The sequence below is a fragment of the Streptococcus infantis genome, assembly GCF_001579645.1.
Lineage (GTDB): Bacteria > Bacillota > Bacilli > Lactobacillales > Streptococcaceae > Streptococcus > Streptococcus infantis_E.
In genome coordinates, this window is record NZ_KQ970818.1 from 354,434 (window position 1) to 356,873 (window position 2,440).

A 2,440-nucleotide genomic window follows, 5' to 3' on the forward strand; every position below is an offset into this window, starting at 1 on the left:
CAAGAATAATGTATTCAAAAAATCTGAAAAAAATCTGAAAAAAGTGTTGACAAAGTTTATGAAAGTTGATATACTAGTAAAGTAATCGACGCGGGGATGGCGGAATTGGCAGACGCGCAGGACTAAGGATCCTGTGACCGCTTTAGGTCGTGAGGGTTCAAGTCCCTCTCTCCGCATAGGAAAAGAGTTAGCTTCGGCTAGCTCTTTATTTTTATATAAACAAGGGCAAAGATTTTGCTCTTTTTTTGTGATTTCATAAACATTTCATATTTGAATATTATAATGGTTTTACAAATATGGAGGTGCTATATGAATCCCACTCAAAGAGCTTGGGCTTACGTCAGCAGAAAACGACTGAGAAGTCTCATATTATTCCTGATTCTATTTGTCTTATTGGCAGGAATATCGGCTTGTCTGACGCTCATGAAGTCCAACAAAACAGTAGAAAATAATCTCTATCGCTCATTAAATACGTCTTTTTCTATTAAAAGAATAGAAGCAGATCAGACCTTTCAACTGTCTCAACTAGATGACCTTAAAAAGATAAAGGGTCTTGAGAGGATTTCACCTGAGCTAGAAACAATAGCCAAGTTAACTGACAAAGAAGTCGTTACTGGAGAACAAAGTATCCAAAGGGATGATTTGACAGAGGATGAAAAAAATCTTATCAGTTTGATTGCATTAGAAGACTCTTCCAAGGATGTTTCTTTTACAAGTTCCGCCTTTACCCTTAAAGAAGGAAGGCATATCGAAAAAGGGGATCGTAAAAAAATCTTAATCCATGAAGATTTAGCAAAGAAAAACAATCTAAAGCTAGGAGATAAGATTAACTTAAATCCTGGTCAAGTTGAAGGAAATAGTGGACAAAGGCTAGACTATGAAATCGTAGGTATTTTCTCAGGTAAGAAGCAAGAGAAATTCACTGGTCTTTCGTCAGATTTTAGTGAAAACACGGTCTATACAGACTACGAAAGTAGCCAAAGTCTTCTTGGAAATAAGGAAGCTCAAGTAACTGCAGCTCGTTTCTATCTAGAAAATCCAAATGATATGGATAGTATCATTCAAGAGGTTGAAAAGTTATCTCTGGAAACGAAAGGTTATCAAGTTGAAAAGGAAAATAAGGCTTTTGAACAAATCAAGGATTCAGTTTCGACCTTCCAAACCTTCCTCCAAATTTTCCTCTATGGCGTTATGATCGCTGGGGTAGGAGCGCTGATCTTGGTCTTGTCACTTTGGTTACGAGAGCGAGTCTACGAGGTTGGTATTTTATTGGCACTAGGTAAGGGAAAAGGAGCAATCTTTAGCCAATTCTGCCTAGAAGTCATCCTAGTTTCATTGGCAGCTATTCTGCCAGCATTTGTAGCTGGAAATGCCATTACTTCCTATCTCTTGAAGACTGTATTAGCAAGTGGCGACCAAGCTGCCCTACAAGATACGCTAGCAAAAGCAACGAATCTTTCAACAAGTCTTCTATCATTTGGAGAATCTTATATCTTCCTACTTATAATCAGCTGCTTGTCAGTTGCACTTTGCTTTATCTTTTTATTTAGAAAATCACCTAAGGAAATTTTATCATCTATTAGTTAATGAAGGAGAAATCATGACTTTACTACAATTACAAGATCTTACTTATCGTTACAAGAACACTGCAGAAGCTGTATTATATAAAATCAATTACGATTTTGAACCTGGTAAGTTTTATAGTATTATCGGAGAATCAGGAGCTGGGAAGTCAACACTCTTATCTCTATTAGCAGGACTTGATAGTCCAGTCGAAGGTGCCATCCTATTCGAAGGCAAGGATATTCGTGAACAAGGTTATTCTTATCATCGTATGCACCATATCTCTTTGGTTTTCCAAAACTATAACTTGATTGATTATCTTTCTCCATTGGAAAATATCCGCTTGGTTAACAAAAAAGCTAGCAAGGATACTCTTCTTGAACTTGGTTTAGATGAAAATCAAATCAAGCGGAATGTTCTCCAATTATCAGGTGGGCAGCAACAACGTGTTGCCATTGCTCGTAGCCTTGTATCGGAAGCACCAGTGATTTTAGCAGATGAACCAACAGGAAACTTGGATCCTAAGACTGCTGGGGATATCATCGATTTGCTCAAATCTCTCGCTGAGAAAACAGGCAAGTGTGTGATCGTTGTGACCCATAGCAAGGAAGTAGCACAGGCGTCAGATATTACACTTGAATTGAAGGATAAGAAACTGACTGAAAAATAGAGTCTACTTCTTAAACTTTTGGAATTGCTTTAGTAAACTATTAAGGAAGTATAAACGAAGTGATTCTTAAACAGTTATTTCCCGCTATAGTGGTATCCTAGATAATAACTTTGTTATTATCTAGGACGGGATTTTTGAGACAGATGGCTCAAAAATTAGGGATGAAATTCTAAAATGAAGTTGCTCCCGTCCGCACTATTTAAGGGA

General features: G+C 37.4%; 2 protein-coding genes and 1 tRNA gene. All 3 read left to right on the forward strand.

All coding sequences use genetic code 11. The annotated features are described in order from the left end of the window. Positions 1-90: 90 nt before the first annotated feature. The 3 genes from SINDD18_RS01695 to vex2 all read left to right on the forward strand — a co-directional run bounded on the left by SINDD18_RS01695 (position 91) and on the right by vex2 (position 2,233). Positions 91-176: transfer RNA gene (locus tag SINDD18_RS01695), tRNA-Leu, on the forward strand. 133 nt (positions 177-309) lie between these two features. Then, the gene (locus SINDD18_RS01700) at positions 310-1,587 is read left to right on the forward strand and encodes an ABC transporter permease (protein WP_061862866.1); all 1,278 of its coding nucleotides are present in this window, start codon (positions 310-312) and stop codon (positions 1,585-1,587) included. Between the two features lie 13 nt (positions 1,588-1,600). Continuing rightward, the gene (gene vex2, locus SINDD18_RS01705) at positions 1,601-2,233 is read left to right on the forward strand and encodes an ABC transporter ATP-binding subunit Vex2 (RefSeq protein WP_061862867.1); all 633 of its coding nucleotides are present in this window, start codon (positions 1,601-1,603) and stop codon (positions 2,231-2,233) included. The last annotated feature ends 207 nt before the right edge of the window (positions 2,234-2,440 follow it).